Source organism: Haloglomus salinum (genome assembly GCF_024298825.1).
Taxonomy (GTDB): domain Archaea; phylum Halobacteriota; class Halobacteria; order Halobacteriales; family Haloarculaceae; genus Haloglomus; species Haloglomus salinum.
In genome coordinates, this window is the sequence record NZ_CP101153.1 from 535,653 (window position 1) to 550,281 (window position 14,629).

General features: G+C 69.8%; 13 protein-coding genes, 1 tRNA gene and 1 pseudogene. 11 read left to right on the top strand and 4 right to left on the bottom strand.

Annotated features, from left to right (window positions below):
* Positions 1 to 647: 647 nt before the first annotated feature.
* On the bottom strand, positions 648 to 3,155 hold the full coding sequence (locus tag NL115_RS02570) for a DUF2298 domain-containing protein (RefSeq protein ID WP_254831661.1): 2,508 nt from the start codon (positions 3,153 to 3,155) through the stop codon (positions 648 to 650).
* Between the two features lie 142 nt (positions 3,156 to 3,297).
* Between NL115_RS02570 and NL115_RS02575 the strand changes: the two genes are divergently transcribed.
* The 4 genes from NL115_RS02575 (at position 3,298) to NL115_RS02590 (ending at position 5,497) form a co-directional block, all read left to right on the top strand.
* Positions 3,298 to 4,008, top strand: a complete 711-nt coding sequence (locus NL115_RS02575; RefSeq protein ID WP_254831662.1) for a hypothetical protein — start codon at positions 3,298 to 3,300, stop codon at positions 4,006 to 4,008.
* Between the two features lie 45 nt (positions 4,009 to 4,053).
* Complete coding sequence (locus tag NL115_RS02580) at positions 4,054 to 4,839, top strand: glycosyltransferase (RefSeq protein ID WP_254831663.1); 786 nt, start codon at positions 4,054 to 4,056, stop codon at positions 4,837 to 4,839.
* A complete protein-coding gene (locus NL115_RS02585; protein WP_254831664.1) occupies positions 4,836 to 5,327 on the top strand; it encodes a GtrA family protein in 492 nt (163 codons plus the stop codon). The genes NL115_RS02580 and NL115_RS02585 overlap by 4 nt, the downstream gene beginning before the upstream one ends.
* Positions 5,328 to 5,422: 95 nt before the next feature.
* Positions 5,423 to 5,497, top strand: a tRNA-Met gene (locus tag NL115_RS02590).
* Positions 5,498 to 6,055: 558 nt separating this feature from the next.
* Here the strand turns inward: NL115_RS02590 and hpt are convergent.
* Genes hpt through NL115_RS02605 form a run of 3 tightly spaced genes read right to left on the bottom strand, consistent with a single transcriptional unit; the run spans position 6,056 to position 7,758 of the window.
* Complete coding sequence (gene hpt, locus NL115_RS02595; RefSeq protein ID WP_254831665.1) at positions 6,056 to 6,625, bottom strand: hypoxanthine/guanine phosphoribosyltransferase; 570 nt, start codon at positions 6,623 to 6,625, stop codon at positions 6,056 to 6,058.
* A gap of 49 nt (positions 6,626 to 6,674) precedes the next feature.
* Positions 6,675 to 7,187 carry a type IV pilin gene (locus NL115_RS02600; protein ID WP_254831666.1) on the bottom strand — a complete coding sequence of 171 codons (513 nt, stop codon included), beginning with the start codon at positions 7,185 to 7,187 and terminating at the stop codon, positions 6,675 to 6,677.
* Between the two features lie 55 nt (positions 7,188 to 7,242).
* Positions 7,243 to 7,758 (bottom strand): hypothetical protein, encoded by a 516-nt coding sequence (locus tag NL115_RS02605; protein WP_254831667.1) that lies wholly within the window; start codon positions 7,756 to 7,758, stop codon positions 7,243 to 7,245.
* Between the two features lie 107 nt (positions 7,759 to 7,865).
* Between NL115_RS02605 and mbhE the strand changes: the two genes are divergently transcribed.
* From mbhE to mnhG, 7 genes and pseudogenes are all read left to right on the top strand, one after another.
* Positions 7,866 to 10,391: a hydrogen gas-evolving membrane-bound hydrogenase subunit E gene (mbhE, locus tag NL115_RS02610; protein ID WP_254831668.1), complete on the top strand. Its 2,526-nt coding sequence runs from the start codon at positions 7,866 to 7,868 to the stop codon at positions 10,389 to 10,391.
* Positions 10,388 to 10,858 (top strand): MnhB domain-containing protein, encoded by a 471-nt coding sequence (locus tag NL115_RS02615; RefSeq protein ID WP_254831669.1) that lies wholly within the window; start codon positions 10,388 to 10,390, stop codon positions 10,856 to 10,858. The genes mbhE and NL115_RS02615 overlap by 4 nt, the downstream gene beginning before the upstream one ends.
* A 112-nt stretch (positions 10,859 to 10,970) precedes the next feature.
* Positions 10,971 to 11,309, top strand: a pseudogene (locus NL115_RS02620) (sodium:proton antiporter); the annotation flags it as partial.
* A gap of 107 nt (positions 11,310 to 11,416) precedes the next feature.
* Positions 11,417 to 13,258 carry a complex I subunit 5 family protein gene (locus tag NL115_RS02625; protein WP_254831670.1) on the top strand — a complete coding sequence of 614 codons (1,842 nt, stop codon included), beginning with the start codon at positions 11,417 to 11,419 and terminating at the stop codon, positions 13,256 to 13,258.
* Complete coding sequence (locus NL115_RS02630) at positions 13,255 to 13,878, top strand: Na+/H+ antiporter subunit E (protein WP_254831671.1); 624 nt, start codon at positions 13,255 to 13,257, stop codon at positions 13,876 to 13,878. Before NL115_RS02625 ends, NL115_RS02630 begins: the two co-directional genes overlap by 4 nt.
* Positions 13,868 to 14,155 carry an MrpF/PhaF family protein gene (locus NL115_RS02635; protein ID WP_254831672.1) on the top strand — a complete coding sequence of 96 codons (288 nt, stop codon included), beginning with the start codon at positions 13,868 to 13,870 and terminating at the stop codon, positions 14,153 to 14,155. Before NL115_RS02630 ends, NL115_RS02635 begins: the two co-directional genes overlap by 11 nt.
* 2 nt (positions 14,156 to 14,157) lie before the next feature.
* The gene (gene mnhG / locus NL115_RS02640; RefSeq protein ID WP_350355335.1) at positions 14,158 to 14,619 is read left to right on the top strand and encodes a monovalent cation/H(+) antiporter subunit G; all 462 of its coding nucleotides are present in this window, start codon (positions 14,158 to 14,160) and stop codon (positions 14,617 to 14,619) included.
* Positions 14,620 to 14,629: the final 10 nt, after the last annotated feature.

A 14,629-nucleotide genomic window follows, 5' to 3' on the forward strand; every position in this document is an offset into this window, starting at 1 on the left:
CGCGCTAAACGGTGTCGTTGTAGCATGGAGGCAAAATAATATTTCTATCGTCTTTTTATCTTCTTAATTCTGGGCATATCTGTATGATTTTGGAATTTGTGGTAAATATGGCCTGGTAGTATGGACCTGGCGTCGGACGAAATCTGTTGAAAGCCCCCGCCCGCTCGACCCTCCCGCGGCTCGCTGCGGTCCTCGGCCTCACTACGTTCGGCCTGCGGTCCTTACATCGCCGGGGGAGGGTCGAGACAGGCGGCCCATTTCAGTCCCACCCTGTTGCCTGTCGCATCGAGTGTTCGCGCGTGGTGGTTCCAGCGGAGCGCTAGTATCCCCAAACCTCCCCGCGCGAGCGCCGGTGAGGTGGCGGCCCCTCGCCGTTGGCTCGGGAGCCGCCGACCGGTGGCGCTCGCGCGCTTCCTGGTCTCGGAACCAGCTGGCCGGGCAATCATTCTCCGGTCGGGAGCGCGTGGCCGAGCGCGGACCCGCGAACCACGCGCGACGCGGGGGAGGGCAGGGGCGGGGGGCCCGTGGAACATCTGTCTCCTAGCGGACTCGAAGGGCGAGAGTGCGAGGGCTTCGTACTGGTCGTCGTTGCCGTCGTCCTGAGAGCGTAGTGAAACCGAGAAACTGGCTCAAAAACCGCTACAGTCCTATAATTTCGACTGGTCGACCCGGAGGATGGCGACCCCGTTGCTGCCGCCGGACCGGTGGACCACGGAGATGGCCTCGTGCTGGCGGAGGACGCCGATGGTGGTCCCATCGTAGCGGTTGCGCTCGGCGGGCCCGTAGTAGATGTACTCCACGTCGTACGCGTCCAGCAGTTCGACCTGCTGGGCAGTGTTCCCGGTGTAGATGGTCTCGACATCGTCCACGCGGTTCTGGTACGGCTCCTGCCCGCGATAGCCGACCTCGTGGAACCAGCCCGCAACGGTCGGGACCCCGGTCAGCGAGGCAGGAGCGGCGGCGCCCTTCCCGGCCTGGGGGTTCCACCGGTAGCCCGCCGGGGCCGCGGTGACGATGTTGGGCTGGCCCTCCAGCCCGTCGATGTAGGCGATGGCGCGGGCCTCGGCCGGGTGTGACTCCGCGACGAAGGCCTTGCCGTCGAGCGACTGCGGGCCGCCCGCGTTGAAATGAGCGGGGACGGCGAAGCCGGCGTACAGGGCGGAGAGGAAGACCAGCGTGGCCGCGAGCCCGCGGCCGAGCGTGCGCCAGGTGTCGGCGTTCGGCGCGTCGAACGACCAGCGCCCGGCGAAGGCCAGCCGCGTCAGGACGACGCCCATCGCGGGCGCCCAGAGCGCCCACACCTGCGCGTAGGTCTTGAACACGGTGTTGAACCGCTCGGGCCCGGCGCGCTCGATGACGTAGAGGAACTCGACGAGGACGACGAGGCCGGCGCCGGCGACGACGAGCATCGTCTCGTAGCCCACGTCACGGTCCAGCCGGAGGAGGACCCAGCCGGCTGCCAGTAGTGGGCCGAACAGCGCGAGTGCGGCGAACCCCATCGCGTACGCGGTCAGGACGAGATACGGCGCCAGCAGCACCGGGAGCGAGAGGTCCGCGAACGGGTCAAGCCGGCTCCCGACGACGAGCACCGCACCGAGCAGGAGCAGCGAGGCCGGCAGCCCGCTGCCGACGGGGAGCGAGATGACGTACAGCGGGACGGAGATGGCCGCGACCGAGAACAGCGTCGAGACGAGTGCCGTCAGGAGCGGCTGCTCGACGCCCCGGAGGTCGCGCCCGACGCGGCGACCGAGGTAGGCCCCGAACGCCAGCACGAAGGCGCCGTGGACGAGCAGGAGGCCGCCCAGCGAACTCCGGCCGGGGAGGAAGCCGACGGACCGGCCGCTGGCGGTCCCCAGCCAGAACGGGAGTGCCCAGAGCACCCCGACGACGAGCATCCCGGCCGCGAGGCCGAGTGCGAGCCCCGAGCGCAGCGCCTCCTCGCGGAGGCGGTCGCCGAGGCCGACATCGGTGGGCGCGTCGTCGGACTCGGCGGATTCGGTCCCGGTGCCCGCCGCGACCCCACCATCCGCCCGTGCGAGGTCCGGGAGCCGCCCACGGACCCGGTCGGGGAGGAGCGTCGACGGGCGCGTGGGTGCGAACGTCAGCGTGAGGAAGGTGAGCCCGGCTGCCGTCGGGAACGACCACGTGTTGACGACGGCGATGAAGCCCGCCAGCGGCGGGACGAGGCCGAAGACGAGGAGCCGGCGACGGGTCAGGTCCGCCTCCGGCGTCCGCCAGTAGGCAAAGAGGATGGCCGCGAGCAGCAGCGTGAACGGCGTGCTCATCATGTGGGCGTGGAGGTCGCCGTTCAGCCACGCGAACAGGGGGAACTCGTTGATGGTGCCCGGAATCACCCGGGAGGCCGACCAGTAGGAGAAGTCCGCCGGCGTCCAGGTCGTGATGTCCGACGGGAGGCCGGCGGCGGCGACGAGCCCCGAAGCGAGACCGTCGGGGAGCAACCAGAGGACGGCGAGCGCGGCCGTCTGGAGGTTCGCGGCGATACCGACGAAGAACGCGCCCAGCGCGCCGGCGAAGCGGCGGGGGGCACCATAGACCGCGGCGACGTTGCTCGCGATACCCCACGCGGAGACGACGAGCGCGCCGAAGAACCCGGCGAGCGCGAGGTTGTAGGCGAACCGGGCGGCCGTGCTGGTGAGCATCGTCAGCAGGGCCGCGAGCATGTGGCCGCCGTAGTAGTACTGGACCGACTCGTTCGCGAACCACATGTCCTCGGGCGCGAGTGTGCCCATCCCGGCCCCCGTCCGCAGGAGCGACTTGAGGAGGCCGAAGTCGAGGAACTTCTCGCCGCCGATGGGGTGGACAGCGGGGTCGAACGCGCGGACGCCGACGACGAACAGGAAGCCGACGGCGAACACGGCCGCGGCCTCGACGGCACCCGAACGGTCGATCTCCACGTCCCCGGCGAGATAGGAGGCACCGACGAGGGCGAGCAGGCCGGCGACGAGGGCCGGCCAGCCGAAGGCGACCTGCCCGACCAGATAGCCGACGATACCGAGTACCGCGAGCGCGAGCGGCAGGGCGAAGGCGGCCCCGCGGTCGGCGAACCGCGGGAACAGCCACGCGGCCGCCGGCAGCGCCGCCAGCCCCAGCGCCAGATACGTCACCAGCCAGACGGCGACCAGCAGGTACTCCATTCGACCGTGGGACGGGTGGCGTCGAACATACGTCTTTCCCACCGTTCTCGCGGTTTTAACGGGCCACTATTGGCCGGTGAACGGTTCAGAACGGTTCGAACTAGTGCGACCGGTTATACTGGTCTGGCTCCTCGACCCAGGTATGGCAACCGGTGGTGCGTGGACGTCCGGTTCGACCCCGGGGCTCGCCGTCACGGCGAGTGGCCCCGAACGGCTGGTCGACCGGCTCCCCAGCGAGGTCTCCCGGGCGGCGGTCGCGGCGGCCAGGCGGGCCGACGTGCTGGTCATCGACCAGCGGACGTCGGGGACCAGAACCGAGCGCACGGGCGAGACCGAGATCGCCGGGCAGACGGTCCTCGTCGTGCCCAGGCGTCCGGGTGCACGCCCCAGCGTGACGTGTTACAGCACGGAGACCCCGGAGACGGACCCCGCAGTCGAACTCGTCCGGCGGACCGTCGAACTCGACGCCACCGCCGACGCCCACTTCGGCGTCGCCTCGGCCGTCGCCGTCGCGAGCAGTGACGAACCCGCGTCCGGCGACGTGGGGGGGTCGGCCGACTGGGTCGCGGTCGACGAGCAGGACGAGACCCACGAGTTCGGGATGGCCGACGTGACGGACGCCTCGTTCGGCCTCTCGTCGCCGGACGACGGTTCCGGCCCGGTCCCTGACGGCGGCGGGACCACCAGCCAGTCGGGCCACGCGAGCGTCTCGCCCTCCGCGGCCGAGTTGGCCGCTCGACGTGACTCCGTGGACACGGCCGCCTCTCGCGTCCTCGAGGACCAGCCGGACGCGGCGGCCCCCCTCGCGTTCTGTGGCCTCTCGGCGGTCGTCGAGCCACTCGACGGCGCGTGACCGTAGTCGAACGGCTTTTGCTCCCCCGCTTCCGACCCGTTGGCGATGGCTGACCGGTCGCTGGGGCTCGTCGTGCCGGCCTACCGGCCGGACGTCGACCGACTCACCGCGTACGTCCGAGCCTGCCGCACGGCGCTCGACCCCACCGCCCTCCGCATCGAACTCGACGCGCCCACCGCCGGCACCGCCGACACCCTCCGTGAGCGCCTCCCCGACGTGGTCGTCTCGGTCGCCCGCGAGCGCCGCGGCAAGGGCGCCGCCATCACCGCCGGCTTCGAGGCCCTCGCGGACGAGGTCGACGTGCTCGCCTTCGCGGACGCCGACGGCTCCACCCCACCCGAGAGCCTCGCGACTGTCGTTACGCCGGTGCTCGACGGCCGCACCGACCTCGCGGTCGGGTCGCGGCGCCATCCGGACTCCGAGGTCGTGGGCCACCAGACCCTCGCGCGACGCCGCCTCGGCGACGGCTTCGCGTGGCTCGCGCGCCGCCTGCTGGACGCCGACTGCTACGACTACCAGTGTGGCGCCAAGGCCATCTCGGCCGACGCCTGGGAACGCGTCCGCCCGCACCTGTACGAGGCCGGCTTCGCCTGGGACGTCGAACTCATCGCGATGGCTGGCGCGCTCGGGCTGCGAGTGCTGGAGGTCCCCATCGAGTGGGAGGACCAGCCCGGCTCGACCGTCGACCCCGTCGACACCGCCATCTCGCTCGGAACCGCCCTGTTCGTCGCGCGCCACCGGGCCAAGCGCCTGCAGGACAGCCGCCTGCACGATGCTATCGCCCGCCGGCGTGCAGACGAGACCGCCCTCGTCGACCGGGAGGAACCGTGAGCGTCGCCGACCTCCTGCGTGCCCGGCTCCGGGCACTCGCCTCGGCGGGCCGCATCGGCCAGTTCGTCTCCGTCGGCGTCGCCGGCGCCTCGCTGGAGACCGTCATCGTCGCGATACTCACCGGCGGCTTCGTCGTCGAGGCAGTGCTGGCGGGCCAGCCGCTGCTCGCGAAAGCGGTCGGCGCCGAGGCCTCCATCACCCTGATGTTCCTGCTCAACGACAACTGGACGTTCGCGGACCACGGCGGCGCGGGCCCGGTCGCGCTCGTCCGACGCTGGCTCAAGTCCCACCTCGTCCGGTCCGTGGGGCTGGCCGTCGCGTTCGCCACCCTATTCGTGCTCACCTCGTGGACGGACATCACGCTCGTCGTCGCCGGCGGCGACATCTGGCCGACGCTCGCCAACGGCATCGGCATCGGCATCGGCCTCAGCATCAACTACGTCGCGGAGAGTCTGGTGACCTGGCGCGTCCACGAGATGGATACGTGAGTCGGTGGCCGCTCGTCCCGCCGCCGTGTGTGAGTTCGTTCCACTCCGGCGGCGATAGCACAACCCTTAACCGGGGTGTCGCGTTACGAGTTGGTAGCGGGATGGGATAGCCAGGAGATTCCGCCGGGCTCATAACCCGGAGATCGGACGTTCAAATCGTCCTCCCGCTACTCGAGATTTACTAACGATTTTCCGAGAGTATAGCTGAATTCTTCGGCCAGGTCCACTCATATTCCACTTTTCCCGGTCGAACGTCACATACCAGAACACAGCACTCGGCCCTGTGGCCGACGACTACCACTACCGGGCGGCGATTACGCGGCTTCGGACAGGGGCATCCGAGCGTCGGCTGCTGGAGCGAACGGTCGGCGAGTTCCGGGACGAGGGCCAGCTTCGCCGTCGAACGTGGGGTTCCTGGAGCGGGAGCCGATGGCGAGGGGTCGTACTCAGACGGTCAGATAGACGAACAGGATCAGAACGAGCAGGCCGACGACGGCTGCCAGCATGAGCAGATAGGCCAGCGGCCGCGAGTAGACCCCCAGTTCCATTCGTCCGTGCTACACGACACCGAACAATAGCTTTACCCCACCACCGGACGCTGTCTGGACGGCACTGGGAGCCGCGTGCCGCAGGCCCTCGTGCTCGGTTCCTGCAGGACGGTTCGTGGCAACATCTCGAGGGCTGTGCCGCGCGTCGTCCCGCGCTGCGTGGCAGCGCCTCGGGCCAGGTCAGTCGTCGCCGTTCTCGTCGACGATGACGACCTCGCCGTCGACGACGTCGACGTTGATGAGCGTCTTGGCGTCGTAGTCCGTCTCGGCGTCCAGCCGGTTCTCACCGCCGACCTTCTTGATGACGGCCACGACGTCCGAGACCTCGGCGCCGATCTCGTCGAGCGCGCCCGTGATGGCCGTCAGCGTGCCACCGGTCGAGAGCACGTCGTCGAGCACGAGGACGCGGTCGCCCGGTTCCACGTCGTTGATGTACATCTCGGACTCGGAGTAGCCGGTGACCTGCGAGAGCGCCACCTCGCCCTCCAGCCCGTACTGGCGCTTGCGGACGACGACCAGCGGGATATCGGTCATCAGGGAGACGGCCGTCGAGATGTGGATGCCCATCGCGGCGGGCGTGACGATCTTGTCCACGTCGAGGTCGGCCTTCCGGATGATGCTGATGACGATCTCGCGGAGGAGTTCCGGACGGAGCATCGGCACCCCGTCGCTGATGGGGTGGACGAAGTAGTGATAGCCGTCCTTCTCGATTATCGGCGCGTCCAGCAGGGACTGACGAAGCCGGTCCATGTCGAGAGTTCCGTGGCGGCCGTCGAAAAGGTGGCGAAGTGCGTCGGCCTCAGGCGTCCGGCCCGTTCCAGGCGCCGACGATGACGGTCTTGCCCTGCGGATTCGGCTCCGCCCAGCGGACGCGGAGGACGGCGTTCCGGCCGACCTCCTGTGGCGAGGGTGACCCGTCGAGCATGACCGTGTCTCCGGCGACGAAACGACCCTTCGGGCCACCGCCCCCGCCGCCCGCCGCGGCGTCGAGCGTCTTGCCGTCGATGCCGTCGCAGTCGCCGCTCTCGCAGAGAAGTACGACGTGCTCGCCCTCGAACCCGCTCCCTTCCTCGATGCCGCCGCTCTCGGATTCGATGACGAGCTGCAGGTCACGCGTGCTGTCGCCATCGAGGTCCTCGTACTGGTAGCCGAAGGCGATGTTCGGTGCGGTACCGCTCTCCCGCTGGAACGTCGTGAAGGCGAACGCCGCCACGGACGTACCCAGGATGAACGCGATGAGGACGATCAGGATGACCCCCGTCGACTCACTCTGCCCGCGGTCGGGGCGAGCGAGCCGGTCGTGTTCCCCCATAGCATATATCCGGCACCTTCCCACTTAGTTAACCGGGCATTGTAGTGGATTAATATCAGGTTTCGTCGTGCTGGTCTCGGTCGGTGACCCGTACGGTCACGTTCGACGCGTGGAGACGGCGCGTCCCGCGGTCGCTCCGGACGACGAGCGAGAGGTCGGCAGCGTAGCTCCCGTTCGTAACGCGGTCGGCCGCGAGCGTGGAGGGTTCGAGCCCGGTCCGGAAGGGACCCTCCTGCGCCGCACTCAGGACGTGTGCGGTGCCGCGGGTGTGGCCGACGCCATCGATGCGGAGCTTGTAGGTCAGCACGGGTCGCCCCGAGACGTTCGCCACGTCGACAGTCGCGTCGGGGACCACCAGCCGGTACCGGTCGGTTCCGTTCTCCGTGTAGCGGTCGAGTCGGGCTGTCTCCGGGGTGTCGAGGACCGTGGCGTCCATATCTCCCGTCGCGTACGCCGCTCGCTCGTCGCTCGACGCCAGCGAGCGGATGTCGGCGCCGTACGGGCCCGCGGCGAGCGCGATGCCGAAGCAGACCGCGAGGAGGAGTGCGCCAGCGACGTGGGTCCGGTCCATCCAGGCGGGACGACGGCCGGGGAGAGCATACGTGTTCGGGCGCGGTTCGCCGCCGGAATGACCCCAATCGACAACCCTTATTGCCTGTCCGCGCCCGACTCGCAACCGTGCAACCGGACGCCGGCGCCCTCGTGGCCGCGCTCGCCCTGCCGTTCGTCGCGGCCCTGCTGGTCCCCGTGCTGTTCCGCGTGCTGGGCCAGCGCGTCGCCTTCTTCGCGGCCGCGGTCGCAGCGGGCAGTTTCGGCCTGCTCGCGACCCAGTACGGCGCCCACGGCGCGGTCCAGCTCCCCTGGATACCCTCGCTCGGCGTCACCCTCACGCTCTACGTCGACGGGCTCGCCCTGCTCATCGGCTTCCTCGCCAGCGGCGTCGGCGTCCTCGTCTTCACCTATTCGTACGGCTACATGGCCCACGAGCACGGCCACGTCAAGTACTACGCCACGCTGCTCGCGTTCATGGGGTCGATGCTCGGCGTCGCGTTCGCCGCCGACCTCCTCGCGCTGTTCGTCTTCTGGGAGCTCACGTCGGTCACCTCCTTTCTCCTCATCGGCCATCACCAGCGCGAGGCCGACTCACAGTACGCCGCGCGCAAGTCGATGCTCATCACGGTCGCGGGCGGGCTATTCATGCTCGCCGGGTTCCTCGTCCTCGCGTTCGCCTCCGGTGACACGGTCGCCGGCCGGACCTTCGTCCTCATCGGCACCGAGAACTCGCTCATCGCCAACGGCGAGGCCGTCCGCGAGGCCCTTCGCGCAAGCGGGTTGTTCGTGCCCGCGCTCGCGCTCGTGGCTGTGGGCGCAGTGACCAAATCGGCCCAGGCCCCGTTCCACGTCTGGCTGCCGAATGCGATGGAGGCGCCCACACCCGTCTCGGCGTTCCTCCACAGCGCGACGATGGTCAAGGCCGGCGTCTACCTCGTCGGCCGCTTCCGGCCGCTGTTCGTTCCCGACCTGCCCGCCGTTCCGGAGTGGACGCTCCTGCTCGCGACGCTCGGCCTCGTCTCGATGACCATCACGGCCATCCTCGCCGTCGGCGCGACCGACATCAAGGAACTGCTCGCGTACTCCACGGCCTCCCATCTGGGCCTCATCATCGCGGGCTACGGGCTGGCAGGCGCCGAGGCGCTCGAACTCGGGGCCGAGACGGGTGCCTTCCACATCTTCAACCACGCCGTGTTCAAGGCGACTCTGTTCCTCGTCGCAGGAATCGTCGCGCACGAGGCCCACACACGGAAGATATCGGAACTCGGCGGGCTCCGGAAGGACCTCCCCATCGTCGCCGGTGTCACGGGCATCGCCGCGCTCGGGATGGCCGGCGTCCCGCCGTTCAACGGCTTCTGGTCGAAGGAGCTCCTCTTCGAGACGACCTACTACGTCGCGACGGCCAACGGCGGCTGGTTCTGGCTCTATCCCGCCATCGCCGTCTTCGGGAGCGTGTTCACGTTCCTCTACTCCCTGAAGTTCCTCTCGCTGTTCTTCGGCGACCGGCCCGACGCCCTCGCGGATGTCGACATCCACCGGCCGCCGCTGTCGATGCTCGCTCCCCCCGCGTTGCTGGCGGGTATCGCCATCGTCGCCGGCCTCGTCCCGCAGGTCGCCATCGACGCCATCGTCCAGTCGGCGTTCGAGGCGAGCGTCCCGGTCGGCGTCGAGGCCCACTCGCTGAAGCTGTCGATTCCGAAGCTGTTCACCTTCACGCCGTACCTCGGGATGAGCCTCCTGACAATCGCCCTGGGCGCGGTCGCGTACCCGTTCTACGACCGCCTCCACGCGGGTGTCCGGCGCGCCCGCGCCGTGCCCTACACGAGCCCGAACTGGTACTACGACTCGCTCACCGAGGGGGCGAACGGCGTCTCCCGTCGAGTCGCCATCGCCGTCCACGGCGGCGCGTTCCGGACGTACGCTGCCCCATTGCTCCTCGCGACCGCGACCATCGCGCTCGCCGGCTACGCCGCGGCGGGTGCCATCTCCATCGACGGGGTCGGGGCGCTCCCCTCCGCACCGCTCGCGCTCGTCCTCGGTGTCGCCGTGGTCGGCGCGCTGGCCGTCGCCCGCGCGCCCTCGCACATCGCGGGCGTGCTCACGCTCTCCATCCTCGGGTTCATGGTCGCCATCGTCTACATCCTCGCGAACGCGCCCGACCTCGCGCTGACCCAGCTCGTCATCGAGACGCTCGTGCTGGTCATCTTCCTGCTCGTGCTCGACAAGCTCCCGGCGTACTACGGGGAGATACAGAGCCGCGCCCGGACGGTTGCGGACGCCGCGCTCGCGTCGCTCGTCGGCTTCACCGTCTTCGCGACGGTCATCGTCGCGACGAGCGCACAGCCCGAGGGCCCCATCTTCGAGTACTTCCTCGCCCGTGCGGGTGTGCCGGCCGAACACGGGCCGGTCTTCGCCGACTACGGCGGCGGCAGCAACGTCGTCAACGTCATCCTCGTCGACTTCCGGGCGTTCGACACGCTCGGTGAGATATCCGTCGTCGCGATGGCCGCGCTCTCGGTGCTGACCCTCATCGGGATGCGCGCCCGGACGGACGCCGGCGTGAACGAACCCGAGGCGACCGAGGAGGAGGAGGGCGCGGCCGTGGCCGATGGCGGGTACGGCGAGCCAGCCGACGGGGGTGACACCCGATGAGCCTGGACCGCGAACCGACGGTCATCGCGAAGACGGTCACCCGGACGGTCGTCCCCATCATCACCGTCACGGCGGTCGCACTGCTCATCCAGGGGCACAACCTGCCGGGCGGGGGGTTCATCGCAGGCGTCCTCACGGCGACGGCGTTCGTCCTGATGTACGTCATCTACGGCATCGAGGCCGTGCGTCGGGACCTCGTCACCCGCGCGGAGGGGTACGGGATGCTATCCGGGCCCACGGAAGCGTACGAGCGGACCTTCGCCGCCGGCCTCGCGCTGGCGGTCGCCTCGGGGGTCGCCGCGATGTTCTTCGAGGTGCCGTTCCTCACGCAGGCGGTGGTGTTCCTCGAAGGGGTCCCGCTGTACGGCGAACTGGAGTACGCCTCGGCGCTGGCGTTCGACCTCGGCGTCTACTTCGTCGTCGTCGGGTCGCTCCTGACGATTCTCGCGGTGGTGGGGAAAGAATGAGCGGCGTCGAATATCGAGAGGGTGAGTCCGTGACTCCGAATTACCGAGAGTACAAGAGAAACAGACCCGAAATGCACGATATCTACGGTGAACCGACGGAGGTGACGGCCTGATGACGGAGGTCGTCCTCGCGCTCGCGCTGGGCCTGCTGTTCGCGCTGGGGACCTTCCTCGTCCTCCGGCGGGACGTGGTCCGGGTCGTCTGGGGCGTGACCATCATCTCGCAGGCGGCCAACCTCTACCTCGTCACGATGGGCTTCGGCCTGACGGGGGCCGAGGGCGCCGACGCGCCGGTCCTGACAGGCGGTGCCGAGGCGCCGTTCGCCGACCCGCTGGTGCAGGCCCTGGTCCTGACGGCCATCGTCATCGGCTTCGGGACCACTGCGTTCGCGCTCGTCCTCACCTTCCGCGTCTACGAGGAGAACGGCACCATCGACCTCGAGGAACTCGCCTCGAACCCCTTCGAGGGCCCCCAGGCGGCTGCCGCAGAGGCACGGGCCGACGGCGGCCGAGCCGAATCGGACCGCGGGGACGACCCCGCCGACGGAGGTGAGCGCTGATGGCGTCGCAGGTGGTCATCGCGCCGCTGCTGGCCGCACTCGTGACAGCCATCCTCGCGCTCCTGACGCGCTGGAGTCCGCAGGTCCAGCGGACGCTCTCGGTCGCAGGCGCCGTGGCCTACGTCGTCGGCGTCGCGGCGCTGTTCCGGGCGGTCCGGCTCGACCCGGACAACCGCCTCGTCTACCAGGTGTCGAACTGGGACGCCCCGTTCGGCATCACGCTCGTGGCGGACCCGCTATCCGTGCTGTTGCTCGCGCTCGCGGCGGTCGTCTCGCTCGTCGCCACCGTCTACAGCGTCCGTGCCATCGACCGCGAGGGCCAGCGCCTCTCCTACCACGCGCTGTATCACTTCATGGTCGTCGGCATCACGGGGGCGTTCCTCACCGGCGACATCTTCAACCTGTTCGTCTGGTTCGAGGTGATGCTGATGTCCTCGTACGTGCTGGTGGCGTTCTACAGCGGCCCCGACAGCACCCGCGCCGCGCTCCAGTACGCCGTCCTCAACCTGCTCGGGAGCGCGGTGATGCTGCTGGCCATCGGCGGCCTCTACGCCACGACCGGGACGCTCAACATGGCCGACATGGCCCGCCGGCTGGCCGAACCCGCCGCGTACGGCATCGACCCGGCACCCGTCCTCGGCATCTCGTCCGTGCTGCTCGTCGTGTTCCTGCTGAAGGCGGGCGTCGTCCCGTTCCAGTTCTGGGTCCCCGACGCCTATCGGGCCGCACCGGCACCGGCGACGGCGATGCTTGCCGGCGTCGTGAAGAAGGTCGGTGTCTACGCCGTCATCCGGCTCTACTTCACGGTCTTCGCGGCCGCACCCCTCGCGGTGTCGCTGCCCGGCATCGAGGGGGGCCCGGAACTGGGCTTCCTGGCCTTCTTCGGGCCCATCCTCTTCCTGATGGCCACCGCGAGCACCATCCTCGGTGGTATCGGTGCCATCGACCAGCCCGACATGGAGGGCCTGTTCGCCTACTCCTCCATCGCCCAGGTCGGATTCATCATGCTCCCGCTCGCGGTGGCCGCGACCGCCACCGAGCCGGCGGTCCGAACCCTCGGCATCGCGGCCGCGCTCGTCTACAGCGTCAACCACGGGCTGGCGAAGGGGCTGCTGTTCATGGCCGTCGGCGCCGTCGAGGACGCCGTCGGCTCCACGCGCCTGTCCGACCTCGGCGGCCTGACGGAGGCCGCGCCGGTCCTCTCGGGGACCTTCCTCATCGGTACGCTCTCGCTTGTGGGTATCCCGCCGCTGACGGGCTTCTTCGCGAAGCTCCTCGTCTTCGACACAGCTGTCCGGGCCGGGGCACCGGTCGCGCTGGCGGTCGCGCTCGTCGGTGCGGTCCTCACCATCGCGTACGTCACCCGCGCGTGGAACCGCGCCTTCTGGGGCGAACCCGGTCCCCGGGTCCGTGCCGCGGCGGTCGCCGCGCTGGCCGGGGCGGGCGGGGATTCGGGGGACACCGCGCTGGCGGACGGCGGGCAGGCGGGCGACGGCGACGACCACGTCGGCCACGACGACGTGCCGAGCAGCCACGAGGGAGCCCACGACGACCACGACAGCCACGGTGACGACGTGTCGGCTGCTGCGAGCATCGCCGACCCCGTCCTCGTGACCTGCACGCTGGCGCTGGCGGTCCTGCTGGTCGCGCTCGGTATCGGCTTCGACCCGCTCTACACGGCCACCACGCAGGCCGCGAGCGCCGCCCTCGACACGGGCGCCTACGTCGACGCCGTCGACCCGACGACCGCGGGCGAGGCCCTCGCCGGCGATGGTGGGGGCGGTGGCGGCGGGCACGACATCGAGACCCTCCGGGACCTGTTCGGAGGTGACGGCCGATGACCCGTCGCTGGCTCGCGAACGGCCTGGCGCTGGCGGTCCTGTGGCTGTTCGTCCGCGGTGTCGACCCGACACCGCTCCCGAGCGGACTGGTCGTCATCGCCGAGGAGCTCGTCATCGGCCTGCTCGTGGGGCTCCCGACGGCGTTCGCGCTCCGGGCGTTCTACGCGGACGAGTTCGCCGTTCGCCCCTCGCTCCGGGTCGTTCCGTACGCTGCCCGGTACATCGCGGTCTTCGTCCGGGAGCTGTTGACGGCGAACGTCGACGTGGCCTACCGCGTCCTCGCGCCGTCGATGCCCATCGAGCCCGATGTCGTCGCGGTCCCGCTCCGCGTCGAGTCCGACGCCGCCATCACCACCATCGCGAACTCCATCACACTCACCCCCGGCACGCTCACCATGGACCACGACGCCGAGACCAACACGCTGTACGTGCACGCCATCAACTGTCAGGATCACGCATCCGTCGTCGCACCCATCCGGACCTGGGAGGACTACGCGCTGGTCATCTTCGAGGGGCGCGACCCCTCGACGCCGGTTCCCGGCCCCGACCCCGGTCAGCCGTCGGCCGACGGCGGCACGCCCGGGGCGGCGGCGAACGGAGGTGAGTCGGATGGCGAATGAGGCCGCGTTCCTCGACCCCGTCCTGCTGGCGGCGCTCGTCCTCTCGGCGGCCATCACGCTGGTCGCGGGCTACCGGGTCATCGTCGGCCCGACGACGCCCGACCGCGTCGTGGCGCTGGACGTCATCGGGACGAACGTGGTCGCCATCGCCGCGCTGTACGCGATGTTCTCCGCCCGCGGCCTCTTCGCCGACGTGGCGCTCGTGCTCGCCATCATCGGCTTCATCAGCACCATCACGGTCGCGCGCTACGTGACCGAGGGGGACATCATCGAGTGACCATGTTCGACACCACCATCGCCCCGACCGCGCTCGCTCGCATCCTCGACCCCGTCGTGCTCGTCTCGGAGAGCGGTGGGCCCCCGACGGTCGGCCCCATCAGAGGGGCTGTCGTCGTCGCGCTCGTCGCGCTCGGGGCCTTCTTCCTCATCGTGGGGACCGTCGGCCTCGTCCGGCTCCCGGACATCTACAACCGGATGCACGCAACCAGCAAGGCGACCACCATCGGCGCCGCGTCCATCCTGCTGGCCAACACGGCCTACTTCGGGCCGCGGGGGGCCGGACTCGTCTCGCTGGTCGGCATCGTCTTCCTGTTCGTCACCGCCCCGACGGGGTCGCACATGATCAGTCGGGCCGCCCAGCGGATGGGTGTCGACTTCGCCGGCGACGTGACCTGGCCGGGTGCGAGCGGCGACGTCGACGACCCCACCGAGTCCGACGGGACCGAACCGGCTGACGACTGAGCACCAGGGC